The 23,760-nt window shown below is 69.2% G+C and carries 23 protein-coding genes; 7 read left to right on the forward strand and 16 right to left on the reverse strand.

The window, feature by feature from the left end; translation table 11 throughout:
* Positions 1-51 precede the first annotated feature (51 nt).
* The gene (locus DQ237_RS15125) at positions 52-1,797 is read left to right on the forward strand and encodes a metallophosphoesterase (RefSeq protein ID WP_240619659.1); all 1,746 of its coding nucleotides are present in this window, start codon (positions 52-54) and stop codon (positions 1,795-1,797) included.
* A 468-nt stretch (positions 1,798-2,265) separates the two neighbouring features.
* Positions 2,266-3,993: a PP2C family protein-serine/threonine phosphatase gene (locus DQ237_RS15130; protein WP_113800960.1), complete on the forward strand. Its 1,728-nt coding sequence runs from the start codon at positions 2,266-2,268 to the stop codon at positions 3,991-3,993.
* A gap of 52 nt (positions 3,994-4,045) precedes the next feature.
* Here DQ237_RS15130 and DQ237_RS15135 read toward each other — a convergent pair whose 3' ends face one another.
* From DQ237_RS15135 to DQ237_RS15175, 9 genes are all read right to left on the reverse strand, one after another.
* Positions 4,046-4,861, reverse strand: a complete 816-nt coding sequence (locus DQ237_RS15135; protein ID WP_113800961.1) for an urease accessory protein UreD — start codon at positions 4,859-4,861, stop codon at positions 4,046-4,048.
* Positions 4,861-5,526 (reverse strand): urease accessory protein UreG, encoded by a 666-nt coding sequence (gene ureG, locus DQ237_RS15140; RefSeq protein WP_205730240.1) that lies wholly within the window; start codon positions 5,524-5,526, stop codon positions 4,861-4,863. Before ureG ends, DQ237_RS15135 begins: the two co-directional genes overlap by 1 nt.
* A gap of 49 nt (positions 5,527-5,575) precedes the next feature.
* A complete protein-coding gene (locus tag DQ237_RS15145) occupies positions 5,576-6,253 on the reverse strand; it encodes an urease accessory protein UreF (RefSeq protein WP_113800963.1) in 678 nt (225 codons plus the stop codon).
* Positions 6,253-7,962 (reverse strand): urease subunit alpha, encoded by a 1,710-nt coding sequence (locus tag DQ237_RS15150; RefSeq protein ID WP_113800964.1) that lies wholly within the window; start codon positions 7,960-7,962, stop codon positions 6,253-6,255. Before DQ237_RS15150 ends, DQ237_RS15145 begins: the two co-directional genes overlap by 1 nt.
* Positions 7,955-8,317 (reverse strand): urease subunit beta, encoded by a 363-nt coding sequence (locus tag DQ237_RS20635; RefSeq protein ID WP_369832224.1) that lies wholly within the window; start codon positions 8,315-8,317, stop codon positions 7,955-7,957. Before DQ237_RS20635 ends, DQ237_RS15150 begins: the two co-directional genes overlap by 8 nt.
* 221 nt (positions 8,318-8,538) lie before the next feature.
* Positions 8,539-8,841, reverse strand: coding sequence for an urease subunit gamma (locus tag DQ237_RS15160; RefSeq protein ID WP_113800966.1), 303 nt, complete (start codon positions 8,839-8,841; stop codon positions 8,539-8,541).
* 21 nt (positions 8,842-8,862) lie between these two features.
* Positions 8,863-10,572, reverse strand: a complete 1,710-nt coding sequence (locus DQ237_RS15165) for an urease subunit alpha (protein WP_113800967.1) — start codon at positions 10,570-10,572, stop codon at positions 8,863-8,865.
* Positions 10,565-11,059 (reverse strand): urease subunit beta, encoded by a 495-nt coding sequence (locus DQ237_RS20285; protein ID WP_113800968.1) that lies wholly within the window; start codon positions 11,057-11,059, stop codon positions 10,565-10,567. The genes DQ237_RS15165 and DQ237_RS20285 overlap by 8 nt, the downstream gene beginning before the upstream one ends.
* Positions 11,056-11,358 carry an urease subunit gamma gene (locus DQ237_RS15175; protein ID WP_113800969.1) on the reverse strand — a complete coding sequence of 101 codons (303 nt, stop codon included), beginning with the start codon at positions 11,356-11,358 and terminating at the stop codon, positions 11,056-11,058. Before DQ237_RS15175 ends, DQ237_RS20285 begins: the two co-directional genes overlap by 4 nt.
* 254 nt (positions 11,359-11,612) lie before the next feature.
* Here DQ237_RS15175 and DQ237_RS15180 point away from each other — a divergent pair, with 254 nt between their 5' ends.
* A complete protein-coding gene (locus DQ237_RS15180; RefSeq protein ID WP_147251831.1) occupies positions 11,613-12,143 on the forward strand; it encodes a hypothetical protein in 531 nt (176 codons plus the stop codon).
* Between the two features lie 539 nt (positions 12,144-12,682).
* Positions 12,683-14,014: a DUF2254 domain-containing protein gene (locus tag DQ237_RS15190; RefSeq protein ID WP_205730237.1), complete on the forward strand. Its 1,332-nt coding sequence runs from the start codon at positions 12,683-12,685 to the stop codon at positions 14,012-14,014.
* 117 nt (positions 14,015-14,131) lie between these two features.
* Here DQ237_RS15190 and DQ237_RS19810 read toward each other — a convergent pair whose 3' ends face one another.
* The 4 genes from DQ237_RS19810 to DQ237_RS15205 form a co-directional block, all read right to left on the reverse strand.
* The gene (locus tag DQ237_RS19810; protein ID WP_166509635.1) at positions 14,132-14,296 is read right to left on the reverse strand and encodes a hypothetical protein; all 165 of its coding nucleotides are present in this window, start codon (positions 14,294-14,296) and stop codon (positions 14,132-14,134) included.
* A 239-nt stretch (positions 14,297-14,535) separates the two neighbouring features.
* Positions 14,536-14,883: a hypothetical protein gene (locus DQ237_RS19965; RefSeq protein WP_205730238.1), complete on the reverse strand. Its 348-nt coding sequence runs from the start codon at positions 14,881-14,883 to the stop codon at positions 14,536-14,538.
* Positions 14,880-15,290, reverse strand: coding sequence for a DUF1622 domain-containing protein (locus tag DQ237_RS15200; protein WP_113800972.1), 411 nt, complete (start codon positions 15,288-15,290; stop codon positions 14,880-14,882). The genes DQ237_RS19965 and DQ237_RS15200 overlap by 4 nt, the downstream gene beginning before the upstream one ends.
* A gap of 164 nt (positions 15,291-15,454) precedes the next feature.
* Positions 15,455-16,618, reverse strand: coding sequence for an AI-2E family transporter (locus DQ237_RS15205; RefSeq protein ID WP_166509636.1), 1,164 nt, complete (start codon positions 16,616-16,618; stop codon positions 15,455-15,457).
* A gap of 545 nt (positions 16,619-17,163) precedes the next feature.
* Between DQ237_RS15205 and DQ237_RS15210 the strand changes: the two genes are divergently transcribed.
* Entirely contained in the window at positions 17,164-17,910 is a 747-nt protein-coding gene (locus DQ237_RS15210) for an STAS domain-containing protein (protein WP_113800974.1), read from the forward strand.
* A 245-nt stretch (positions 17,911-18,155) separates the two neighbouring features.
* On the opposite strand, the gene DQ237_RS15215 is transcribed toward DQ237_RS15210, so the two are convergent.
* Positions 18,156-18,644: a hypothetical protein gene (locus tag DQ237_RS15215; RefSeq protein WP_113800975.1), complete on the reverse strand. Its 489-nt coding sequence runs from the start codon at positions 18,642-18,644 to the stop codon at positions 18,156-18,158.
* 195 nt (positions 18,645-18,839) lie between these two features.
* Here DQ237_RS15215 and DQ237_RS15220 point away from each other — a divergent pair, with 195 nt between their 5' ends.
* Positions 18,840-19,451, forward strand: a complete 612-nt coding sequence (locus DQ237_RS15220) for a hypothetical protein (protein ID WP_147251832.1) — start codon at positions 18,840-18,842, stop codon at positions 19,449-19,451.
* Positions 19,452-19,923: 472 nt separating this feature from the next.
* A complete protein-coding gene (locus DQ237_RS19485) occupies positions 19,924-20,208 on the forward strand; it encodes a hypothetical protein (protein WP_166509637.1) in 285 nt (94 codons plus the stop codon).
* 120 nt (positions 20,209-20,328) lie between these two features.
* Here the strand turns inward: DQ237_RS19485 and DQ237_RS19490 are convergent, their stop codons facing one another.
* A complete protein-coding gene (locus tag DQ237_RS19490) occupies positions 20,329-20,892 on the reverse strand; it encodes a hypothetical protein (protein ID WP_147251834.1) in 564 nt (187 codons plus the stop codon).
* A 667-nt stretch (positions 20,893-21,559) separates the two neighbouring features.
* On the reverse strand, positions 21,560-23,710 hold the full coding sequence (locus tag DQ237_RS15230) for a hypothetical protein (RefSeq protein WP_113800978.1): 2,151 nt from the start codon (positions 23,708-23,710) through the stop codon (positions 21,560-21,562).
* Positions 23,711-23,760 lie beyond the last annotated feature (50 nt).

The raw sequence follows: 23,760 nt of genomic DNA on the forward strand, positions 1-23,760 counted from the left end.
GGATGTCGCCGTGGCCGGGCCGGGGTGGGACGACCGGGAGATGATGGCTGGGTGCAGCCCAGCGGCCATCGGAACGGCGAGGGACAGCGAGATGCAGAGCAGGACGCTGCGCGCCCGGGCACGCTGCCTCCTGACGGCACGGTGGCCGCACGCGTGGCCCGGCGGGCGGCCGCGGCGCTGTCCGTCGTGCTCGCCGGACTGGTTCGCTGGATGCTGCGCCTCGCCCTCCCCCTCGCCGGCGCGGCTGCCCTCCTGCACTCCTTTCCGTACCGAGCCACGGTGCAAGGCGTGCCGTTTCGGGTGGAGGGTTCGCTGCTCACCCGGCCCGGCCTCTCGGCCGAGACGACGCTAGGCAGTTGGGTCTTCCCCGACCTCAGCGGGCTGCCGGTCGGCGTGCGCATCACGCCCTCGGACGTTGATGTCCTCGACTTGGCCCGGGCGGCCGGTGAGGACCGGGCCGGTTTCGCGCAGCGGCTGCAAGCCGACGCTGCCGAGCAGTTCCCGCGGATCGCCGCCTGGTTGGTCGCCGAAGTGGTGCTCGGCGTCGCGCTCGGCCTGCTCGCCGCCGCCGCCATCAACATGTCCCTGCGCTATCTGCGGGGGCGACCGCGCCGGCCCGACGAGCTACAGCACCGGATGCGCCAGCTCGGCTCGGCGCTCGCCGTCGTCATGGCCGTCGCGCTGTACGGCTGGGTGACCTACAACCCCGACTGGGCACGCCAGTCACGGCTGACCGGAACCCTGGCCGCCGCCCAGCTGTTCCCCGGGCAGCTCGCGGACTACTACACGCAGCAGTCGAAGGTGTCCGACGTCCTCGGTTCGATCGTCGGCCTGCAGGCGTCCCTGCAGCAACAGATCGACGAGGACCGGGCGGCCGGAACAGCGCTGCAGATCATGTTCATCTCGGACATGCACCTGGCCGCGAACTATCCGCTGGTGCAGGCCTACGCGGAGAGCTACGACGTAGACCTCATCGTCAATACCGGTGACGAGAGCGAGTTCGGCACGTCGATCGAGCTGACCTCGACGTACCTGGACGCCATGAGGGCCGTCACCGCCGACACCCCGATGCTCTGGATCGCCGGCAACCACGATTCGCCCGACACGGCGGACGTGATGCGTACGATCCCCGGCGTCACGGTGCTCGGCGGCAAGCAGTCCACCGCCGATGGCTTCGCAGTGACCGCCGGGATGGTGCGGGCCTTCGGCCTGACAGTTGCCGGGGTGTCCGATCCCCGAACCTACGGCGGCCCGGGCGCCTACGGCTCCGATGACGGCTCGGTCACCGGCCCCCTCCAGCGCTCCGCCACTGCCGACGCCCTCGCCAACGTGACCGGCGAGAACGAGCGGGACCGCCCGTTCCTCGACATCTTCGCCGCCCACGGGTCAGTCATGGCGGGCGAGGCACGGGAACTGCTCGGCGACCGGATCCGGCAGACCAATACCGGCCACGTGCACGCGCAGAACGAGCCCGCCGACGTCCAGAGCGACGCCGGCATCGACCTCGTCGAAGGCTCGACCGGCGCCGGCGGGCTGGACAACATCGTGCGGGGCGCCGCACGGCCACCGGTGGCTTTCACCATCGAATCCGTCGCCGAGGACTGCCAGTTCACCCGGGTGATCCGCTTCCAGATCCGCTCCATCCGCCCCGAGGAGACCTCGCGGGCGGAAGCGGCGGATCCACAAGGCTTTGGCAGCGACGTCGCCGCCTCAACGATCTATCTGCAACCGCAGGACATCGCAGAAGGCCGCTCATGCGGGACCGAGCTCGGTATCGGAGAGGCCGAGCCCCTATGAGCGAAGCGCAGAGTCAGGGTGCTGATTCTAGGGGGCCGCGGCGGTCGCCGGAGAGGAGCGGTCGATCGAGCGCCGCTGGAGGTGGGGCGGTAGTCACGGGCGTCCGGGCAGTAGGTGATGGTCGCGTCACATCGGTGCCGACCACGGGGACGGCGAGGAACAATCCCACGACACCCAATGCGAGCCCCGCTGTGGTCGTCACCAACGACGAAAGCTGAGCTGCCCGCCAGCGATAGCGATGCCGTCGACAGAGTCGGTGAGCGTGGACGCGTAGAACAATTCGCCGGTGGTGGTCATCGGGAATTCTCGCCCCGGCCCGAGGGCCGTAGACGGCGTGGGAGTGCCTTGTTCAGGGCAAAGGACTCTTCTCCCCATCGGAGACTCGAAGGGTAGCTGGTTCCGGGGAAGGCCGCCCCCGAGTGGGACGGTGGCAGTGAATGTGCAGCCGGTACTGGCAGACTCGCCGTCGTGACAGACGAGGCCGTTCCGACGCCGGAGGCGCATCGGCAGGCGGCGCGGCTGCGTGCGCTCTTCGCCGGAGATGCAGTCGGCATGGCTTCAGGCTGCGGAGATGTCATCGAACAGGCTAACGACGAGCTGCTACGCATCCTCGGTCGCGGGCGTGCCGGGTTGGCGGAAGGCATCGCTTGGCCGACGATCACGCCGGCTGACCATGCCGAGCGGGATGCCGCGGCCATCGGGGACGTCCGTCGTTCCGGGTCGGCGGTCGTGCAGAAGGACTTCCTGCGCCCGGACGGTAGCCGCATCCCGGTGCTGGCGGTTGTGGCTGCAGTGTCCTGGGATCCCTACGAATGGGTTGCCATCGTCGTCGATCTCAGTCGGGAGGAGCGGTTGCGCCGGCTGGTCCAGTCGGAGGCCGCCATCGTCTCCTCGCTCCTTGAGGACGCCCCGATAGGTTTCGCGTTGATCGATCCGGAACTGCGTTTCGTCAGAATCAACAACGAGCTGGCCGCTATGAACGGCTTCACCGTCGACCAGCACGAGGGTGCGCTGGTGTTCGAACTGCTGCCGGACCTGCGGGACGGCGCGGAACCGCTGCTACGTCGAGTGCTTGAGACTGGCGAACCCCTGCGTGACGTACAGATTGTCGGGACGACCCCGGCCGACCCGGACACGACGCGGACATGGCTGGAGAGCTTCTTCCCAGTCCGGGCACCCGGCGGGCCAACGATTGGCGTCGCCGCTGTGGCGCGCGACGTCACCGAGGTGCTGCAGCTCCAGGCGGAGCTGCAGGCCACCCTGACGAGGCAGCGGCAGGTGCTGCACGAACTGCAGACCAGCCTGCTCCCGACACTGCCCGACACTCCTGGTTTCGACCTGGCCGCCCAGTACCTCGGGGCCTCGATCGACATCCAGTTGGGCGGGGACTGGTTCGACGTCCTTCACGCGCCCGACGGCCGACTGGTCTTGGCGATCGGCGATGTTGTCGGGCACGGACCTGCTGCGGTCGGCCTCATGGCACGGCTCAGTGGAGCCATGCGCGCCTACGTGACCGCCGGTCACGGGCCGGGGCAGGTCCTCACCCAGCTCAATCGGCTGCTCAACGCTGCGCCTTTCCCGGCCCTGGCTAGCGCCGCCATCCTGTACCTGGAGCGGGCCGGCGGAGACATTGAGTACGCCAGCGCAGGCCATCCCTACCCGCTGATGTGCGCCCCCGGTGCCGCACCAGCAGTGCTGGACCAGGCTCAGGGCATGATTCTCGGCGCAACGGCTGATTCCTTCTACGCCAGCGCGTCCGCAAGGCTGCATGGCGGAGCCGCGGTGCTGTTGTACACCGATGGACTCATCGAGACCCGCGGAGAGGATCTCGACACGGGGCTGGCCCGCCTCCGCCGCGCGATCCTCGCTTCGTCCCAGGGCACAGGTGGGGCCGCGGAACTGCTGCGTGCCGCGATCGCCGGGTCTGCGGTCTCAGACGAGCGTGACGACGACGTCTGCCTCCTGGCCGCCACCCGGCTGCCGGAAATCCGATCCACCGCCGATGTGAACGCTACGAGGGGACAGTTCGACGCGGTGCGTGCAGCGGTGATGGGAGCAGAAGGAAGGACTGACCGTTACCGACGGCACGGCATGGGTGCGGGCCCAGTGGAGGTTGCGGCGCACGACTTCGCCAGTCGCCCACCAGCCGGCCCTTTCATCTCCTCTGGGTCCACCGACGAGGGCGGCCTCCGGTAGTTCGGCGACCCACTTCGTCCGTCCGTCAGCTGCCCCCTCGCTCGTTCGCGTCTCACGAGGCGACCCCGGGCCGTCGGTCCTCGCTGGACGCGGTGAGCAGCGCCAGTCCCGCGTCCATGCAGGCGCGCAGCTGCAGTGCGTCGTCCGCTAGCGCCGACACCAGTGCTGCCGGACCAGGCAGAGGGAGCACGGCCGCGGTGTCCCCCACCAATGTCGGCGGCGGCGGATCGTCGGCCCAAGCGGGGTCGACGACGACGAGCGAACCGAGCGCTCGCCGTCCCCCCGTCACCGCCGCGCTGTTCCAGCCCACCGCCGCGGGCCCGAGCGCCAGGTCCTGGTGCAACAGGGGCCGGCCATCTAGGCGGATCCGCAGGCGCGCGACCACATCGCCGGGCTGCTCCCCGTGCCGCCCGAGGAGCAGCTCTTCGCGCAGCACCAGCCTGGCACCTGCGGCGAGGTCGACCTGCACGTCGGTGAGGTGGTGGCAGCCGCGCGCGGCGATCATCGGCTCGGGCAGCCAGACCAGCGTCGCCCCGGCCCCAACCCGCGCAGTGGTGTGCAGCGTTGACTGGCCGCCGAGCGGGCCGGGCAGCAGCAGCGACGCGGAGATCTCCCGCAGGACCAGAGTGCTGCCATCCCCCACCTGGATGTCCAGTGCGTACGCGTCACCGCCGATGGGGCCCGCGGCGCCCGCGGCCAGGCAGACGCGGGCGGCTCCGTCGCCGAGCCTGGTCCATGGCTCGGGGCCCTTCGGGTGAGTGAGCCGCAGCATCAGCGGTGCCTGGGACCGCAGCGTCGCGACCCGGCTACGAACCGCGCCGCCGCGGAGCGCGACGGCCTCCACGCCGAGCGCGGCAGCGGCGCGCATCAGCCGGTGGCGGCGTTCCCCGACGCCACGCCCGAGGGTTCCGCCGTTCCCTCGGCGAGGCAGCCGCGCACCCAGGCGGCGACCGGGGCCGCCGTCGGGTCCTCGGTGAGGGACAGGAAGACCGTCGGCAGGTCGCCGCGCTGGGCGCGCGAGTCGCGGTCCATGACGGACAGGTCGGCGTTGACCCGGTCGGCCAGGTCGGTCTTGTTGATCACCAGCAGGTCGGCGCGGGTGACACCGGGCCCGCCCTTGCGGGGGACCTTGTCCCCGCCGGCGACGTCGACGACGTAGATCTGCTTGTGCACCAGGCCGCGGCTGAACGTGGCGGTGAGGTTGTCCCCGCCGCTCTCGACCAGCAGCAGTTCCACCCCGGGGATGCTCTCTTCGAGATCCTCCAGAGCCTCGAGGTTGGCAGAGATGTCGTCGCGGATCGCGGTGTGCGGACAGGCGCCGGTCTCCACCGCCCGCACCCGCTCGTTCGGCAGGACGCCGTTGCGGAGCAAGAAATCGGCGTCCTCTGTGGTGTAGATGTCATTGGTCACCACAGCCAGGTTCACCTCGGTCCCTAGTGAGCGGCAGAGGGCGGCGACGAGCGCGGTCTTGCCGGAGCCGACTGGGCCGCCGATCCCGATGCGCAGCGCTCGACCCGGTTCGCGGGGCAGCACACCGGCGGTGTCGACGTGCGGATGCGGGTGGTCGTGAGTGTGGTCGTGGTCATGAGGCAAAGAGACGCACCTCCCAGGTGGCGTGGTGTTCGGCGGCGAGGTCCAGCAGCGGGGCGCTGCCGGCGGGCAGGTGGGCGGGGTCGGCGTCGGCGTACCGCTCGGCGTCGGCGGCGATGGCGTCGAGCAGCGGGCCGAGCCGGGCGAGGGCGGCGTGGGTGGCGAACGGGTCGAGTCCGAGGAGCCGGACGGCGGCGGTCGCCGGGCCGGCTACCGCGTCGTGGACGGCGGCCAGCGCCGCCGCGTACGGTCTCAGGCCGGAGACGGCTGCTGCGGCGCCGAGAACGATGGGGTGGTGGGGGCTGCGACCGAGCCCGGCCCAGCAGTCATGAGGCCGGATCACCCGCATGGCACGCACCAGTTGCCGGCCGAGCTTGCGCGAGGTCTGTCGGAGCACCGGGGACGGCTGGCGGGCGTCGAGCTCCTCCTCCAGCACGCCTAGCCGGCCGTTGTCGCCGGCGAGTACGGCAGCGCAGGCGCTCGCGGCGAACGCGGCGGCCAGCAGCCCGCTGGTCACGGCGCGGCCCCGCAGGAATGTCTCGAGCGATGCGACGTCGCGAACGCGGTCGGCGGCCACGCTGGGCTCCAGGCCACCGGAGTGGGCGTGACCGCCCGCCGGCAGCCGCCCGTCCGCGAGCAGCAGCAGCGCAGCCGTGGTCTCCCCCGTCATCAGAAGAGGAAGTAGCGCTGGGTCATGGGGAGCGCGTCCACCGGCTCGTGCGTGACCGTCTCCCCGTCGATCCGCACCGCGAAGGTGTCGGGGTTCACCTCGATGCTGGGCCGGGCCGAGTTGAGCGGCAGATCGTCCTTGGTACGACCGCGCACGTTCTCGATGGGCACCAGCCGCCGGTGCACGGCCAGCCGGTCGGCGAGGCCGTCCTCCAGCGCCGTGGGGGCGACGAAGGCCAGGCTCGTCGCCTGCGCCGCGCGGGTGTGCACGTTGTACCCGGGCCGGGGCAACACCGGCTGCGGGGTGGGCACCGACGCGTTGGGATCGCCCAGGAGCGCCATCGCGGACATACCGCCCTTGAACACCGACGTCGGTTTGACGCCGAACAGGGCCGGCTCCCACAGGACGAAGTCGGCGAGCTTGCCCACCTCGATCGAGCCGATCTCCCGCTCCAGCCCGTGGATGACCGCGGGGACGATCGTGTACTTGGCAACGTAGCGGCGGGCCCGGTTGTTGTCGGCGCGCCCGTCGCCCGGCAGCGCCCCGCGTAGTTCTTTCATCACATGGGCGGTCTGCCAGGTGCGCTGGATGGTCTCCCCCAGCCGGCCCATGGCCTGGGCGTCGGACTGCATCCCGGAGATGGCCCCGATGTCCTGCAGCACGTCCTCCGCCGCGATCGTGCTCGCCCGCACCCGGCTCTCGGCGAACTGCAGCTCCACGGGCACCTTGGGATTCAGGTGGTGGGCGACGAGGATCATGTCCAGCTGTTCGTCGACGGTGTTGACGGTGAACGGCCGGGTCGGCGTGGTGGACGACGGCAGCACGTTCGGCTCGGCAGCGATCCGGATGATGTCGGGCGCATGCCCACCGCCGGCACCCTCGGTGTGGAAACTGTGAAACGTCCGGCCGCGCACGGTGCCCAGCAGGTCTTCGACGAATCCGGCCTCGTTGAGGGTGTCGCTGTGGATCGCGACCTGCACACCGGACTCGTCGGCGACGGTCAGTGCGGCGTCGACGACCGCCGGCGTGGCCCCCCAGTCCTCGTGACACTTGAACCCCGCGGCGCCGGCCCGCAGTTGCTCCCGAAGAGCCTCCTGCGACACCGTCGTCCCCCGGCCGAGAAAGGCCACGTTCACCGGCCAGGGGTCGAACGCCTCGAACATCCGCTCCAGCCACCAGGCGCCCGGTGTGGCCAGGGTGGCCTGCGAGCCGCTGGTCGGGCCGGTGCCGCCGCCGACGAGCGTCGTGGTCCCCGCCTCCAGCGCCACCGTGCACATGTCCGGCGACACCATGTGCACGTGGGTGTCGATCGCCCCCGCCGTCATGATCAGGCCGGTGCCGTTCATCACCTCGGTCGACGGTCCGACGACCAGGGCGGGATCGACGCCGTCCATGATGTCGGGATTGCCGGACTTGCCGATGCCGACGAACCGCCCGTCGCGGATGCCGACGTCGGCCTTGACGATGCCCCAGTGGTCGAGCACCACCACGTTGGTCACCACGAGATCGGGCGTGCCCTCCGTGCGCGGGGTGTGCGACTGCCCCTGCGACTCGCGCCCGGACTTGCCGCCGCCGAAGACGTTCTCGTCGCCGCCGACGCAGTGGTCGGTCTCGATCTCGATGAACAGGCTCGTGTCGGCCAGGCGCAGCCGGTCGCCGGTCGTGGGCCCGAGCATCGACACGTACATCTGCCGGTCGATCTCAGGCATGGGACCCGCCCTCTCTTTCGCCAGCGGAGCTCTCGCCGCGGAAACCGGGCATCACGCGCCGTCCGGCGTAGGGAACGAGTTCGACCGTCTGCGAGGCGCCGGGATCGAACCGGGTCATGCTGCCGGCCATGATGTTTTGCCGTCGTCCCCAGGCGGCCTTCCGGTCGAACTCCAGCGCCGCGTTCGTCTCGGCGAAGTGGTAGTGCGAGCCCACCGTGATCGGCCGGTCGCCGGTGTTCACCACCGTCAGGGTGATCGCCTCCCGACCGATGTTGATGTGCACCGGTCCCTCGCCATACAGGATCTGGCCGGGAGTCCCCGCCTTCGCCGAGGAGTCCGCGCCGGGATGGGTGATGGCGATCGCGCCGCCCTTGCCCGAGCCCAGGACCACGTGTCTACCGGTGCCCGGTCGCTGCCGGGTCAGCGGTGGCGGTTCCAGCCGCCCGGCGAGCCTGTTCAGCACCGGCGTGCGCTGGGCGGCCCTCTGCGCCCAGGAGACGGCGGTGCTCGCCAGCCCGAACGGCCCCGGCTTGTCCAGCTGGTTGGTCAACGTGTCCTTGATCGTGCGGCCGATGTTCATTGGATCGGCTCTGGCACGGTGATCAGCTTGGTGCCGTCAGGGAACGTGGCCTCCACGTGCACCTGAGCCAGCATCTCCGGGACGCCGTCGAGCACATCGTCCCGGCTCAGCACGTTCCGGGCGTCGTTCTGCAGGTCGGCCTTCGTGCGGCCGTCGCGCGCACCCTCCAGGAGGAACGCCGTGATGATCGCGGTGGCCTCCGGCAGGTTGAGCTTCAGCCCGCGCTCCCTGCGGCGCTCGGCCACCAGGGCGGCCGTGAAGATCATCAGCCGATCGCGTTCCTTCAGTGTCAACAGCATCCCGGACTCCCCCAGGTCGGACTAGAACAGGAAGTAGCGCTGGGTCATCGGCAGTTCGGTGGCCGGTTCGTGCTCGATGAGCTCGCCGTCGACGCGGACGCTGTAGGTGTCCGGGTCGACCTCGATGCGGGGCAGGGCGGTGTTCTCCGGCAGGTCGGCCTTGGTGCGGCCGCGGACGTTGCCGACCGCGACCAGTGGCCGGCGGGTGGTGAGCCGCTCGGCCAGGCCGTCGTCGACCGCAGCTTGGGAGACGAAGGCGACGGCGGTGTCGGCGCTGGCGGGGCTGTGGGCGTTGTACCCGAGCCGCGGGAGCACCGGCTGCGGCGTGGGGATGGAGGCGTTCGGGTCGCCGAGCGCGGCGACCGCGGCCATGCCGCCCTTGAACACCGCCGTGGGGCGGACGCCGAACAGCGCCGGCTGCCACAGCACCAGATCGGCCATCTTCCCCGGCTCGACCGACCCGATCTCGTGCTCGAGGCCGTGGGCGACGGCGGGGCAGATTGTGTACTTCGCGACGTAGCGGCGGGCGCGGTTGTTGTCGGCTCGCCCGTCACCGGGCAGCGGGCCGCGCAACTGCTTCATCCGGTGCGCGGTCTGCCACGTGCGGATCACGACTTCCCCGATCCGGCCCATCGCCTGCGCGTCCGACGACATGATCGACAGCGCGCCGAGGTCCTGCAGCACGTCCTCGGCGGCGATCGTGCCCGCGCGGACGCGGCTCTCGGCGAACGCGAGGTCGTTGGACACCTGCGGGTTGAGGTGGTGGGCGACCATGACCATGTCGAGGTGCTCGGGGATGGTGTTGTGCGTGAACGGCCGGGTCGGGTTGGTCGAGGCCGGGAGCACGTAGGGCTCGCCGGCGATGCGGATGATGTCGGGCGCGTGCCCGCCGCCGGCCCCCTCGGTGTGGTAGCTGTGGAAAGTCCGGCCCTTCACGGCGGCCAGCATGTCCTCGACGAAGCCGGCCTCGTTGAGGGTGTCGCTGTGGATGGCGACCTGGACGCCGGACTCGTCGGCGACGCTGAGCGCCGCGTCGATGGCGGCCGGGGTGGCGCCCCAGTCCTCGTGCACCTTGAAGCCGCCCGCCCCGCCCCGCAGCTGCTCCCACAGCGCCTCATGCGACACGGTGTTGCCGCGGGCGAGGAACAGCACGTTGACCGGCCACGGGTCGACCGCGTCCAGCATCCGCTGCAGCCACCACGCCCCCGGCGTCGCGAGGGTTGCCTTGGAGCCCTCAGTGGGTCCGGTACCGCCGCCGACCACCGTGGTCGTGCCGGCGGCCAGCGCCACCTCGAAGGAGGCGGGGTCGACGAAGTGCACGTGGGTGTCAATCGCGCCGGCGGTGAGGATGAGGCCGTTGCCCGACGCGATCTCCGTGGATGGGCCGATGACGAGGTCCGGGTGGACGCCGTCCATCGTCTCGGGGTTGCCGGCCTTGCCCAGGGCGGTGATCCGGCCGTCGCGGATGCCGACGTCGGCCTTGATGACGCCCCAGTGGTCCAGCACGACGGCGCCGGTGATGACCAGGTCGGGGCTGCCCTCGGCGCGGGTGGCGCGGGACTGGCCCATGGACTCGCGGATCGATTTGCCGCCGCCGAACACGGCCTCGTCGCCGCCGACGCAGCGGTCCTCCTCGACCTCGATGAACAGGTTGGTGTCGGCCAGCCGGATGCGGTCGCCGGTGGTCGGGCCGAAGGAGGCGTCGTATTCCTGCCGATTGATCTCAGCCATCGAGCGGACCTCCGCATTCGCCACGCAGCCCGGCGACGATGCGCTGCCCTGCGATCGGGATGAGTTCGACCTGTTCGGCGGCACCGGGCTCGAAGCGCATGGAGCCTCCGGAGAGCACGTTGAGCCGACGTCCCCACGCGGCCTTGCGGTCGAAGGACAGGCCGGGGTTGACCTCGGCGAAGTGGTAGTGGGAGCCGACCTGGATCGGCCGGTCGGCGGTGTTCTCCACGCGCAAGGTGACGACGTCCTTGCCGGCGTTGATCACCACCGGGTCGTCGCCGTACAGCACTTGGCCGGGGATCAGCGGCTCGTCGGCGTGCGGGTCGTCGCCGGTGTAGTGCCGCCGCTCGGCCTGACGTTCACCCGTGCCCGGGCGGCGAGGTTGGCTGGGACTGTTCGGTCCGCTGTGCGGATGGCGCGTCCCGCCTCGACGGCGGCTGTCCTTGCCGCCGGGGTCGTCGCTGGGGTGTTCGCCGCGGGCTGTCATGAGATCGGTGCCGTGACCGTGACGAGCTTCGTCCCGTCGGGGAACGTCGCCTCCACCTGCACCTGGGCGAGCATCTCCGGCACGCCCTCCATGACGTCGTCGCGGTGCAGCACGTCACGGCCGGCGCTCATGAGGTCCTCGACCATCCGCCCGTCGCGCGCCCCCTCGAGGAGGAACGACGTGATCAACGCGGTGGCTTCAGGGAGGTTGAGCTTCAAGCCACGGTCCTTGCGCTCCGCGGCAAGCTTGGCCGCCGTGTAAATCATCAAGCGCTCCCGCTCATGCAGCGACAGCAGCATCGGCGACTCCCCTCGTGAGACCAAAACTCGGCGGAGCTGCGCCAGCACACTCGGTGCTGTCGTGGGATCGCCGCCCCGCCTGCCGGCCTGTGCGCTCGGTCACACCCGGGATGCTGCCCACCATGCCAGAGCAAACCTCACATGACCAGCGGAGATAGCCGCTGATCGGAACGGGTCGGGTGAGCGTGGGCTATCTCAGAACGCACGGGGTAGTCCCGGAAATGGGCCGGCCTCGATTCAGGGAGTACATCGACATGGAACGCCTGCGCGAGCAAGTGGGTGCATTCGCACTGATCGGGCTGCTGCTGATGGCGGGCGGCACCGCTGGGTGCGGGGAGCGCACATACACTCGTGCCCCCGACGTCCAGGCCTCGGTGGGCGATATCGAGATGCGCGACATCAAGCTCGCCCCGCCGCCGGAAGGTGTGTACGAGGTCAGCAGCGCCGCTCGACTGGAGTTCGCCGTCGTGAACACGGGTCGAGCAGAGGAGAAGCTGATTGGCGTGACCGGTCCGGACTTCTCCGATGTTGTCGTCGACGGAGCCCCGAGCGACGGAGCCCTATCGATCGCGATCCGGCCCGGGGAAACGATATTCTCCGGTGATTCCGGCGATCGCGTCCTGATACTCACCGGAATTAACGCGACCCTGCGCACTGCGAAATACCTTCCGATCACCTTCACCTTCGCCGGGGCCGGCGACGCGACCGTCGATGCGGTCGTCTCCTCCCCTCTGCGGCTGACCCTCGACCGGGCCCTCCGCGAATCCGAACAGGGTGAAGACTGAGGTGGACGCGAGCCGGAAACGGAGCCCTCATGCCGGTTTCATTCCACACCGACCAGCGATGGCCGCGGTATCGGCCACATCACCCGCGACGTCGTGATGTACCCGCGCATCCGCGCGGCCGCCGACCTGGTCTGCTCCGGCGCCGTTTTGAAACCGTGGCCGACCACGTGACAAGCCATGCGCCGGTGTGAGCACGAACACTCCCACGACGCGCGCCGCACGACTGCCGGCGGCGGTCGGGTGGCTCGGAGCCGCCTCCTGACCGCCGCCCGGGTCCACGTGGGGGCACTCGCACCGGTTGCGAGGCAGCCGCGCAGCGGGTCGTGCAGGTACGGCTTTGGCTCGCCGACCAGCTCGATCCGCTGAACGCGCTTGGCCAGCTCGGTCAGCAAGACTTCCAACCAGCTGGAGATCGGCTGGCCGCGCCACACCACGGCACGGGATCCGGCACCTACCCACAAGAACGTACGCGCTGCCCTGTGTACCTGCGTCTATTCGCCGGCGCGTCGGGCATATCTGCGCGGGTGAGCAGACGACCTGTGCCGCTACCGCAACTGCGCATAGCAGCGGCTCTCTACCGTTTCCGGGAGAGCCTTTTCTTTCTGCCGGCCCTGCTCGTGGTCCTCGGCGCCGTCCTCGCGGAGGCGGCGGCAGCGATAGATAGGGGGCTGGCCGCGGGCCACGCCGTCCCGCTGACCCTGGACATCAACAGCAACGCCGCAACCTGGTTGCTGAGCACAGTGGCCGGCGCGACCATCACCACCGCCGGTGTCGTGTTCTCGCTCACCGTCGTCAGCCTGCAACTGGCCAGCAGCCAGTTCTCCCCGCGCGTGATGCGCTCGTTCATCCGCGACCGGCTCAGTCAGGTGGTCATCGGGTTGCTCATCGCGACCTTCGTCTTCAGCGTGCTGACCCTGCGGCACATCGATGACGAGCCGGCGACCCCGGCGCCGCGCATCTCGATGACCATGGCGATCGCGCTGACCGTGACCACGGTCCTGCTCATCGTGGCCCACCTCGACCACCTGGCCCGCGGCCTGCAGGTCGGCCAAGTGGTGCGCACGATCGCCGCCGAGGGTGAGCTCGTGATCGACGCCCTGGTGCGCTCCTCGTGCGACGAGCTTCCAGGGCCCGCCACCACGCCGCCGGACTCCGACGGCGGCCTGGTGGTGCCGGCGCCACGGGACGGCTGGGTGACGCAGGCGCCGAGCGGCCAGATACTCGCGGTCGTCCCTCCACGCAGCACGGTCCGCTTCGACACGCGCAACGGTGCGTACATCCACGAAGGAGAACCGCTGGTCACCATCTGGCCGGTGCCGGCCGACGCGGATGCGGTATGTGAGGCGTTGGCCAGGACGGTGCTGGTCGCCGACACCCGCACCATGCAGGAAGACGTCGACTTCGCGATCCGGCAGCTGGTGGACATCGGGTTGCGGGCCCTCAGTTCGGCTATCAACGACCCCACGACGGCGGTCGAGGTGACCCTGCGGTTGGGCAGCCTGCTGCGCAAGGTGCTCGTCATCGAGCTGCCGCCCCGGACGGTGGCCGGGCCGGATGGCAAGGTGCTGCTGCGGCCGTGGGACCTGTCGCACGAGGAGTACATCGCGCACGCCTTCGACCAGCTCCGGCAGGCAGCGCCCCCGCAGAGCCAGGTCGCAGCGTCCCTGTTGCGGGTGCTGCGCATGCTGCAGGCGCACGTCGGCAGCAGCGGCCGGCCGGAGCTCGTCCCGGCGCTCCAAGGGCAGATCGACCGCCTGATGGACGCCGTCGGCGCCAGCAGCGGGTTGCCTCCGGCGGACGTGTCCCGGCTGGCCGCCATCGCGCACGACCCCACCGACCCGGCCGAGCACAGCGGCCGCGCGCCGCGTTGACCGTCGCCGGCGCTTGTTACCCGCAGGCGGCCCGTTGCCCGCTGCCGCCCCTGGACAACCTTGCCCTCTAACGGCCGGGCCGCAACCGTCGACTCGGCGCCCCTGGCTGCGACAGGGTCAGCTGTCGGGCATCACCGCGCCGCCGTCATCCTTCCAACGGTAGATCTGCTTGTCCGGCACAACCTGGTCGGTGGCCCCCGCATTCTCCGGACCGCCGGAACTCTGCTCGTCTGTGGTGTCACCGTCATCGTGGCTGCGGTCTGGCTCCAGTGACTGGACCATCACTCACTCCCTCTCCCCGCAATGCGAATCCCTGCAACGCCATACTCGGCGACGTCGTCTGACGCCATGCTGCCTATTCCCCGTCAGACCGACCACGCAAGCCCAAGCCACAGCGAGGCTGTCGCCGTAGGGACCCGACCGGGATACTGACCCTCAGGCCTCGCGGAGCGACGCCAGCGACACTGCGCGCCGGATCCGCGGGGCCACGCGTGCTTCGCCCCTTGCGGCAGAGCGCCCGGTCACCGGCGCCAGGCCGGATGGACCAGCCGCGCCATCGAGAGCGGCCAGCCCTGTGCCGGCGCACCGCCGTCGGCGCCGTCGCCATCGTCGGACCAGCTGTGCCGGGCGGCTCGGAACCCCGCCGAGACCACTCGCCGAAGGAGCAGGATCACTGCGGTGGTCGCGAGCACCGGCCAACCCGGCGTGCCCACGAGTCTCAGCAGACCAGCGGCGACCAGCATGTCCAGCAGCACGCCGAGCGCCAGCGGCGGACGACGAATCACCACCACGACGACCAGGCCGGACACGACCCCGGCCGCAACGATCAGCGTCGCAGCGGTGCTCGTCACTTCCTGCAGCGTCGTCACACCATCCGCCCTCGCACCCGGTCGGCCGGATCGGTCGCGGGCACGCCCTGGGCGCGCACGTCGCGCTCCGCGGCGACCTGGCGGCGTTCCTCCTCGATCTCCCGGCCGAGAAAATAGTTCAGCGCTGTGCGGATCGCGGCCACGGCGGCCAGCTGCGCCAGATCACGGAAGCTCGGCGCCACCGCCGTCCGCAGCACGTCGCTAGCCAGTTGGAACTCGAGCCCCAGTGCCAGGAAGCGACCGAGCGTGAGTCGCACGGGCACGAACGCGGAGGAACTGCGCTCGCGCAGTCCGGCCCAGATGAAACGAAGAAAGGCCCGTACCGCTCCCACGATGATGACGGCGGCACCGCAGGCCTCCACGATGACGACCAGGACGCCGACGACGTCGGCAAGCAGCTCTTCCATGTGCGCGCCCTACCCGGCACCAGGCGGTTCACGTACGCCGATCGGGGACGCTGTCGGCGCGCAAGAGGACGACGATTCTCGCCAGGTCGCCCACGCCGACGCCGGAAACGACCTCGGAAGCACCATCATCGACGACGACCGGGCTGCCCGTTCCGCCGATGTCTCTACTCCTCGGAGGGTAGCGGCGTCGCCTCCGGCCGCGGTGACTGATCGGGTGTCGGCGGGCCCAGTAGCCGCTCATCGAGAGCCCGGCGGTACGCGGCCGCTGCGGCCACGATCGCCCCGACCACCGGCACCGCGAGGAACAACCCCACCATCCCGAAGGCTGAGGCCGCGGTAGTGGTGAGCAGCAGCGTGACCAGGGGCGGGAAGTTGACCGCCCGCGACAGCAGCAGCGGAGCCAGGACGTTGCCCTCGATCTGCTGCACCGCTAGCACTATGAGCAGCGCCCACAGCGCAGTGGCCCAGCCGCCGGCCAGGAACGAGACGGCCACGGCGACAACGCCAGCGAGCGTGGCCCCGACCATCGGGATGTACCCGAGGATGAACGTCAGGGCGCCGATCGGCACCGCTAGCGGCACGCCCAGAAACAGAAGACCGGCTCCGATGAACAGGCCGTCGATCAAGCCGGTGAGCGTGGAGGCGTAGAACCACCCTCCGAGGGTGTCCATGACCGCACGTAAGGAGTCCGTGGCCGGGTCCCGCCGCTCACGCGGGAGCACCTGGAGGAACTGCCGCCACAGTGCGTCGCCGCCAGTCAGCGCGAAGATGGCGAAGAACACGGCCACGCCGAAAACCGTGGCGGCGTTGCCCACGGCGCCCACCCCGCTAAGCACAGCACTCCCAAGCCCTGCGAGCAGGGTGCCGACCGAGGACTCCAGCTCTGTGAGGACCTCTCGGACGACCGGCGAGTCCTCGCTCGACGGCAGGCCCGCCAGCCAGTCAGTGAACGAGTCCGCCAGCGAGGAGCCGGCATCGACGAGCTCGGGAACACTGGCGACCACCTGCACGACCACGAACCACGACAGCATGACGAAGGCGCCCAGGAAAAGAACCACGGTCAGCAGGGCGGCCAGGACCGGCGGTACACGATGCCGACGCAGCCACCGCGCCGCGGGCCACAGCAGCGAGACCACGGCGAAGCCGAGCACTGCGCCGGTGACGATGGTCGACACCTGCAACGCCAACCACAACACCGCGGCAACCGCGATGAGGATCATCAGGAACCGCGTGGCGATACCGGCGCCGTGGTCCAGCCAACGCGGGTAAGCGGGACCTTCGCGAGTCGGCGTCTCCCCACGGCTGAGAAACCGGTTGCTGGCGGCCATCACGGCTGCGCCAACCTCACTGCCGTCCGATAGATCCCGGTCGCGCGGGGGGCCCGGAGCCAGCCGGTCGACGACATCGCGCACGCCCATCGGTCGAGCCCATCCTCGAGCTGGGCCCGCGATCTCACCACAACCTGAACCACGTGCCCCCCTGAGCCTCGGCATTCGCGACTCCGACCTCTACCCAGTCTCGGAACCTCACACCTGTCGGGGATGGCCACGGCGATCTGCTCTGCCTTTCCACCCCCGCACGGCTCGGAACAACGAAGCGCGAATCGTCCATGGGGTGGCGAGGACCGCCTCAGCCCGATCCTTGAAGTGGTCTTCCGCGCCGGCCGCATCGATTCGGGCTGTGTAGCCGGCGACTACGGCGTCGGCGTGTCACGCCGACACGCCGTGGCCCGCAGCATTCGTGTTTACGGACGGACCGGTTTCGGACAAGAACATTGAGCATCGTCAACGGGTCGAGACACCGGCCTCGGCGCCGCACCCGACTTCGCGCCGGATCGCGATGGCTTCGCCGATCGCAGCCCCGGGAGACCTGGATGTCATCACTGGACAAGGCAACTCAGCGTCCGCTGGAGCTGTCCATCGACTGGCGTGCCGGTCAGCTCAGGCTCATCGGAGAGCTGGACCGATTCCGTGTCGAACGCCTGACCGATGCGGTCTCGGCTCTGGACATCGCGCCCCATTCCCTGCTGATCGTCGACGTCTCTGAGCTGACCTTCTGCGATGTCGAAGGCCTACACGCCCTGGCGCGTGTCCGCAGCCAGGCACTCGGCCGCGGTCGGAGAATCGTGCTGGTCAATGCCAGCTCTCTTCTGGTCCGCATGCTGCAACTGGCAGGGCTCGGCGACTTGGTCGTCACGACGTCGGCCGACAGATCCGCCTCGTACGCTGAACACTGCCGCCCACGTGAAGGCGGCCCGGAGGCCCACGCCGATGTCGAGGCACGCGCCTATTGCGGCCCGGCGCACGGCCAGAGGTGGACCGTGGACGCAAGCGAACCGCCGGCCTGGGTCGAATTGCCCGTCAGCGAATCCTCCTGTCTGTACCGCCTCGTCCGGCAGCGCCGCACCGGCCGACCCGCCCGCGACGACCTGGGCAACGTGTTGTACGTCCCGATGACCGGTGGATCTCAAGCCCACGTCGACGCCGCAACCACCGGCCTGGTACTTCGCTTTCCCGGCCAGCGACGGCGCGACGGGTCGACCACCGCCAGCCAGCAGCCCGGCGGCGACTTGGGCGAGAAGCCTTCGCCCACCGCGGGCGAGCCCCGGCGCCGTCCGTGAGCGACGTCCCGACACGCTCGGCTGCCACCACCCCCGTCCCTGCGTGGTGGATCAATCGGTGTTGGGCACGCCGCGAGCAACAGGGGCGTGACCGTTCACGTAAACCGTGAGCCGGACACCTTCGGTCCACCTGCCCCGGGCCGCCGACGCGGTCTGATTTTGTTGTCTCCTCCCCCTCCACCTCGACGCTCGAGGGGGGAACAGTCAGCGCAGGCTGGCAACTGGCCTTCCCGAAGCAGCGAGGCTCATGCTCGCGCCTCATCGTCACGGGAGTTCTGCTCCCGCTCGCGTCCCAGGGTCATCTCCACGGCTTGAACCAGCACGTAGACGAGGCTGGCGCCGAACGCGCCCAATGCCCACGGCAGCCACCCGTCGAGAAGCTGACCCAGCCCGATGGCCACACCGAGGCCGGCACCGACAGAAAGGAAGTCGGTCGCCGTTCCGATCAGCAAGGTCCGGGACGAGATCGCGTTCGAGCCCTCATCCCCCAGCCGGGCGACCAGTAGATTGAGTAGTGAGAATGCGGCGATCGCGGACACAGCAAATGCCAAGAGTTCGATGAGCGACAGACTGCCTTCGTCGAGGGAGATGGCGCCGAAAGTCGCTGTGATCGTGGTCGAGAAGCCGAATGCCTGAGCGTTCCCGGTAACCGCGGTGTTCAATCCACTTGCGTATTGATGGACCAAGGCGCCCTGCCGCTTCGACGATCGTTCACCACCGTTCATCGGGGTCATACTGCCGCAGTGTCGGCGAGCTCGCGCCAGGAACGATGGCGCACTACCACCGCCTGCCTGAGCGTCCACGCGCGACACGGACGGCTGGGGCGCCTACCGGCTCTCCCGGTTCCTGATGAACGGTCCCGTTTGATAAGGTCGACCGCGACGCGCGTCGTACTCCGGCCGCTGGCCACGCCGCTTCCCCTGGGCTTCTTGGCGCTGGCCACGATGTTCGCCGCGGTACAGCTGGGGTGGATACCGCCGTCGCAGGCCCGAGTGGCGGCTTTCACGGCAATCGTGGCGACGGTGCCTCTCCAGACCCTCGCCTGCGTGCTCGGCTTGCTCACCAGGGACCCGGTGGCGGCGACGGGGATGGGCGTCTTGTCCGGAACGTGGGCCGTCATTGGACTCACCACGTTAACCTCGCCGCCGGGCGCGGTCAGCGCCGGCCTCGGCGTGCTGCTGCTGACGGCAGGCTTGGCCTTGCTCGTGCCATCCGCCGCGGCCGTAGGTAGCAAGCTGGTACCGGCCGCCGTGATGGGGCTGGCTAGCGTCCGCTTCCTCGTCACCGGCGGCTACGAGCTGACCAACGCCGCGGGCTGGAAGGCAGCTGCGGGGTGGGTGGGCCTCGCTCTTGCCGTGTTGGCCATCTACGCCGCCCTGGCGCTCGAGCTCGAAGGTGGGCAGAAGCGCACCATCCTGCCCGTGGGCCGGCGGGGCGCCGGTGCGGCGGCCATGGGCGGCGTCGATCCCAACCCAGCCGACCTCGCCAGGGAGGCTGGCGTCGCCCACAGTTGTGAGAAAGTGGGCGGCAGACCCTGCTGAGTCTGAGTGGCGCGCCTCTCAGCAGGTCTGGGTCGCCTGTCAGTCCAGCTCGACGTCGCTCCACCGCAGGGCGAACACCTCGGACTGACGCAGTCCGACGGCCAGCGCCACGGTCCAGCGGGCGGCGTTGCGACGCGTCCGCGCAGCGGCCATCACCTTTCTGGCCTCATGCTCGCTTAGCGGCAGGGCGGTCTCCGGCGTCTTGACCGTGGGCGGATCGACGAGTGTGGCAACGCTTCGGGGCGACCTTGGCGCGTTGCGAGGCGACGCGTAGAGCGCGGGAGAGGAGCCGATGCGCGCGGAGGATGGAGGCCAGGCTCAGGCCCTTTGTCGGAGAGTGCCGTAGAGACAGCGCGCCAGCGGCGAGTCCTCCATTTACCAGGACGCGGAGTGGCACGGCTTCGTGTCGATGGGCAAGTAGGAGAACGGACGGCGCGACCGACGCCCCGTCTCGGGCGCCAGGCGGGGCGACGTGGTGACCAAGGTCCGCGCTCTTGAGGCCAGTCGGGACGCCGGGACCGGGGAGGCGGCAGGGCGCGCACCCTCGGTCGGCGAGTGGCTGGGCCACTGGCTGAACAACATCGCGGGCGCGCAAGGTCCGCGCCAGGACACTGGAGCACCGTGCGGCTGCATCTGCATCCGGGCATCGGCCACCACCGGCTCGACCGGCTGCAACCGGAACACCTGGAAACGCACAGCCATGCCGGCCCTCGGCCGCGACGCCGCGATCCGCATGGGCAACACGCTGTGGGAGTGAGCCAGCACCGGACCTCCGCCACTGGCCACCACGGTGGCACCAAGAACACCCAGGGCGCCCATCGAACCGGTGAACGCCTGGTTCGTCGGGGCGAAGCTGAGAGTGTCTGAGTTCGCGACGTCAGGGAAGACGGCCGAACACCATCACCGCATCCGCATCACTGCCATCCCGGGTCAGTAATTCAACCCAGTCGTCCATCTTGACATGAAGCGGATGGGCCATTGACGGGAACGTGCGAGTAAGGGAGCGAAGATCGACCGATGTTCGGTCTGGTCCATAATGCACCCATCCACTGGCATCGCCAAGCCTCTTGGTGATCTGGGGGCCGAGTCCGTCCCGTTCGCTGCCTGAATGTGCCGGCACCAGACTCCACACCAGTGGTGCAAAGACGATGTCGCCGAAAGAGAAGTGAACTACGCGCTCTGTCAGTACTCGCATCGACCACACCCCGCTCGACAACACTCCTTCGCGCGGGAGTGACGGATGGCTGCGACCCACCCGCAACAGCAACTGATCCGGCCAGCGCACTGGACCAGCCCCGGCAGGAGTTTCCTTACGCAGATCCGCGGCTAGGTCGGGAAACAGGATTCGGAGGCGGGGATTGATGGCGAACATTCCAAATAGCACGCAGCGCGCAACCAAGCCTGGGGCGAAGCGCACGCCAGGCGGCTCGCCCGGAATCACCGCTAGCCTCCTTGCCAAGGGACTTGTGAGTCGCGCCACCTGACCAGCGAAGTCGGCGTACGCACGGTCGTAGGCGATCCCTGCAAGGCTGTTGCAATCTCGGCACAGGCCGCGAACCCACATGCCACCTTGACTCCAACGACCCGCCCTGCGCACGCCGCCGTCGATCACATCGGGGGCGCGAAGGACGCTCGCCGCGTTGCCTGCAACCTGTGGCGGAACGTGCGCTCGGGACAGCCGCCGAACGTCCCCACACAGACCGCAAGGACGCGGATGGGCCGATGCAAGCATCGACCCCACAAGTTGAATACCCGCCATGGTGGATCCCCTGACTCCAAATTCCTTCCGGCGGCGTGCTCATGCCTTGTCGGATACTGGGCATGAATCCATGTCCCGGCCGATTCCGACAGCCGTCGCAAGACCGTGGGCTCGGAGGCTTTCTACCCTCCTACCCGCCTCAAGACGAGGCGATTAACCTCGACGATGAGGCGGGTCCAGGCGCCGGCGGCCAACCTGGGCTTGCCCCACCCATCGCCGAAGTATCTGAAGGGTGAGTGCCCGGGAGAGCTTTGGACCCGAATGGACCGGTCCCGTATCCGCTCGGTGATCACCCGCTGACTCCGTGGGGGGCTCCGAGGCCTCCGCTAAGGACGGGCTGGTACATACGTCAGCGCACGCTTGAGGGCTTTGTTCGGTTGCCGGGAATCTCCAGCATCACAACGTGCCGTTCGGTTGCGCTGCCTTTGATTGGGACAGTCGTGTGTGACACGTACTCGGTCAAGTGCTCAAACGGTGACTTGTCCTTCGGCGGAGTCATGCGCAGCACAACAAGGAATCCGATGCGAACGTCGGAGGCTCGGTACGAAGCGGTCTGCCTAATGTATGCAGCCTTGCCGTCGACGGGGACCGCTGTGTCGTCGACCTTGAGCTCCAGATACAAGTGGAATCCCGAGAACTGGATTTGGATGTCTACCCGGCCGGCTCCGACTTCCTGAACCTCGACGTTGGTGAAACTGCCGAACTGGCCCTGGCACAGCCACTCATACAGGTCAACATGCAGGTCGTGCTCGTTCGCGTCCGGATCGAACTGGTAGCCCTTCCATGACTCCTGGGAGTTCAGCCGCTGCCTGACGAACTTGATGAGTTGGTCGAGCACGGCGGCAACAGCGGGTACGACGTCGTCGCGAAAGTCCTCGGCGCTCGCCAGCGCTGCGAGCATCCGCTTCCGGGTGGCCGTGACAATCACGTCGGGGTCGAGGGCGGTGGCGGCCTGCAGGTCGGCGATGCCTGCCGCGAGACGCCCGAGCTCTTCTTCGGGCACGCCTCCGAGAGCCTCGGCCACCGCGGGGACGGGGCCGAGAAGGTCAGCCAGCAGGGGCGGGAGTTTCGCCGCCTGCTCGGGCGGTTTTCCCGACGGCTCCGGCGGTGTAGCGAAACTCGCTTGAGCTGCTTCTAGGACCTGTTCCGCGGTCGCCAGCCGCGCCCGCAGGTCATCGGCCTCATCGGTGCCCTCAGCGTTAGCGAGCCGGCCCTTCAGGATGTCGGTGTGGTCAACGAGGTGTCGCAGAAGTCCGGCTCGTGCTGCGAACCCGCTAGCGATGGCGGGACGAATGACCGCGACGACGTTCTGGGCTTCGTGGGTTCCGGTGGTCAGCTCGTAGGCACGGGAGGCCGAGTAGATGGAGGTGATGTCGTCCAGCACCACCGATGCGGCGTAAAGGCTGTCGCGGGTTAGCTGATCACCGAGGAACGCGAGGTCGTCAGCGAACCTGCTCCAGCCTTGAAGGACGGCTACCTTCCGGTCGCCGCTCCAGTGGTTGAGCCCGTGTCTATCGAGGGTGAACTCCGTCGCGCGGGCAGCGAGTGCTTGCGCGTCGGCTAGCTCGATGTCCCAAGTCGCGGCGTCGTGAGGGCCGTCCCCGGTCGGCAGTGACGAGAGAAGTTTGCGCAGAAGTAAGACTGTCGCACGTAGGAGTTCGGCATCATCGCGGTCGTCGAGCGCGACTACGGTTGCCAGGTGCTCCAGCGCGGTGTCGAGTGCCACGCAAATGTCCGCCACCGTGGTGAGGCGTAGCGCCTTGGCTACGGCGACGTTCGCGAGGGTCCACTCGGCATCTGGCGCCGCGTCCTTGCGGAACTCCTCGTTGCGCGTCAACACCTCACGCCCCGGGGCTTGGTCGTAACTCGGCGAGGTGACACCAGTCAGGATGTCGATGACGTCGGCAACTTCGTCGTCGGGCGACCAATGGTCGAACGCCATCGCCACCGTCCGGGCTACGGCCTGCGCATACCTGCGGGGTTGCGGTTCGAGGACGTCCTCCAGCAGCCCGAGAAGCTTGTTCTTCGAACCGCGACCACTGACCGCGAGGCGGGCCGCTCCTTCAAGGGCGACGGCGCGGCGAACAACGGACGCCTCAGTGAGTCCGTGCTCTTCACCGGTTGGGGGTGCCGCCAACGTCAGGCAGCGGGCTGCGATCGGTTCCCCGGCGACCCGAGAGAGGATGCCGTCGCCACAGAACAGGTCCACGCCGGAGGCAAAGATGCCCGGGTCGGCCGTGTCGAGCACAGCGGCAGCGACCGCAGTAGCGGCAGGCCTGAGCGCCTCAAGATCTTCTCCGGCCCCTGCCGCGGCGTAGGCGTCCCGGGCGAGCAGAGCCGTCACAGGCAATAGGAGCGGGTCATCGACCAGGGTCGGAGCGACAGCCTGGACCGCATCCCACCCACCGAGCTGCTGAAGCAGATCTTCGGGGGGCTCAGCACCGGTGAAGGCAGCCCGGAGCGAAGCGATGATGACACCTGGATCGAGCCGATCCGGCACTGCGTCTCCTCGTCGACACGGTCGCGCGCTTGTGGACTATGTACAGCGGG

Origin of the sequence: Blastococcus sp. TF02-8 (genome assembly GCF_003319175.1) — a bacterium.
Taxonomy (GTDB): domain Bacteria; phylum Actinomycetota; class Actinomycetes; order Mycobacteriales; family Geodermatophilaceae; genus Blastococcus.

What these genes read in the sequence shown, in the direction of transcription:
- DQ237_RS15210 (WP_113800974.1), top strand. Translation starts at nt 17,164, where the DNA reads ATGTCATCACTGGACAAGGCAACTCAGCGTCCGCTGGAGCTGTCCATC.
- DQ237_RS15200 (WP_113800972.1), bottom strand. Translation starts at nt 15,290, where the DNA reads ATGGAAGAGCTGCTTGCCGACGTCGTCGGCGTCCTGGTCGTCATCGTG.
- DQ237_RS15135 (WP_113800961.1), bottom strand. Translation starts at nt 4,861, where the DNA reads ATGCGCGCCGCTGCCGCGCTCGGCGTGGAGGCCGTCGCGCTCCGCGGC.
- DQ237_RS15215 (WP_113800975.1), bottom strand. Translation starts at nt 18,644, where the DNA reads ATGACCCCGATGAACGGTGGTGAACGATCGTCGAAGCGGCAGGGCGCC.
- DQ237_RS19810 (WP_166509635.1), bottom strand. Translation starts at nt 14,296, where the DNA reads ATGGTCCAGTCACTGGAGCCAGACCGCAGCCACGATGACGGTGACACC.
- DQ237_RS15150 (WP_113800964.1), bottom strand. Translation starts at nt 7,962, where the DNA reads ATGCCTGAGATCGACCGGCAGATGTACGTGTCGATGCTCGGGCCCACG.
- DQ237_RS15180 (WP_147251831.1), top strand. Translation starts at nt 11,613, where the DNA reads ATGGAACGCCTGCGCGAGCAAGTGGGTGCATTCGCACTGATCGGGCTG.
- DQ237_RS15165 (WP_113800967.1), bottom strand. Translation starts at nt 10,572, where the DNA reads ATGGCTGAGATCAATCGGCAGGAATACGACGCCTCCTTCGGCCCGACC.
- DQ237_RS15160 (WP_113800966.1), bottom strand. Translation starts at nt 8,841, where the DNA reads ATGCTGTTGACACTGAAGGAACGCGATCGGCTGATGATCTTCACGGCC.
- DQ237_RS15145 (WP_113800963.1), bottom strand. Translation starts at nt 6,253, where the DNA reads ATGACGGGGGAGACCACGGCTGCGCTGCTGCTGCTCGCGGACGGGCGG.
- DQ237_RS20285 (WP_113800968.1), bottom strand. Translation starts at nt 11,059, where the DNA reads ATGACAGCCCGCGGCGAACACCCCAGCGACGACCCCGGCGGCAAGGAC.
- DQ237_RS15205 (WP_166509636.1), bottom strand. Translation starts at nt 16,618, where the DNA reads ATGGCCGCCAGCAACCGGTTTCTCAGCCGTGGGGAGACGCCGACTCGC.
- DQ237_RS15175 (WP_113800969.1), bottom strand. Translation starts at nt 11,358, where the DNA reads ATGCTGCTGTCGCTGCATGAGCGGGAGCGCTTGATGATTTACACGGCG.